Here is a 1155-nt window from a genome sequence, read left to right as displayed (position 1 = left end):
TCATTTTCAATCGATTACATAAGAATTAACAGAGTATTGCTTCACCTGACACCCGTCAAAAAGTTAAGCGATGCTACCCAGCCTTTGGCAAGCGTTGATTCCGTATATGACCAGATCATAGCAGATGCCAAGCTGGCGTCAGAACTGTTACCAGACAGAATGGCTCAAGAAAGTGGACGAGTCAGCATGGGTACAGCTAAGATGTTACTTGGCAACGTCTATATCAATCAAAGAAAATGGGCTGATGCAGAGAAGGTTTTAAAGGAGATAAGCGGTTATCGTCTCCTGGATAACTATGCAGATGTCTTTGATCCTGCCAATAAAAACAATGAAGAGTCTTTGTTTGAAGTACAATTCAAGGAAGGTAATGATGGATATGCCAGCAACTTCTTCTATGTTTTCCTGGCTCAGCCTATTACTGCTGAAGAAGTTACAGCAATCACTGGAATTCCAGAAGTGGCTAGAATAGTAGAAGGATATAACATTCCAACACCTGACATCATCAAGGCTTATGAAGAGGGTGACTTGAGAAAAGATGCATCTATCGGCATGCTTACTGCTCATGGGGTGAAATACCCTTATATCAAGAAGTATTGCCATACACATGCCGTTTCTGGAATCACCAATGACAATTGGCCTGTATATAGATATGCAGAAACTTTATTGTTTATTGCAGAAGCTTTGAATGAACAGGGTAAGACGGATGAAGCATTGACTTATTTGAACCAAGTACGTAAAAGAGCAGGCTTGAATGACTGCGAGGTTACTAATCAAGGTCTGTTGCGTGAAGCCATATTGAATGAGAGAAGAGTAGAGTTAGCATTTGAAAACAAACGCTGGCTCGATTTGATTCATTCCGGCAAGGTAGAATCTGTCATGAAGGCTTATGGCAATCGGGTAAAGGCCAATCCACAGGATTACTATTTCCCAGAAGGTTATGGTGTAGCTCCACAGTCTTATACAGATATCAGAATTTTATTCCCGTTACCTGCAGCAGAAGCCGCTTTGACTACATATTTTTAATTCACATCAGGAGGGGTCATTAGTCTATTTCTGAGCTCAGATATAGAAGGATGACACCCTTCTTAGCTTAATAAAAAGCCTTTTATTATGAAACAATAGTTCGTTAAAATTTGAGATAATGGCTAAGCAGCT

General features: G+C 40.3%; 1 protein-coding gene. It reads left to right on the top strand.

The genetic code is table 11. From position 1 onward, the window contains the following. Positions 1-1023: RagB/SusD family nutrient uptake outer membrane protein (locus DXD25_RS16300; protein WP_147327960.1), on the top strand; the 1023-nt coding region annotated here is incomplete at its 5' end. Between the last annotated feature and the right edge of the window lie 132 nt (positions 1024-1155).

Source organism: Prevotella sp. TF12-30 (genome assembly GCF_003436715.1).
Taxonomy (GTDB): domain Bacteria; phylum Bacteroidota; class Bacteroidia; order Bacteroidales; family Bacteroidaceae; genus Prevotella; species Prevotella copri_A.
Note: the sequence above shows the minus strand (reverse complement) of the source record. Positions and strands in the feature narration are given on the sequence as shown.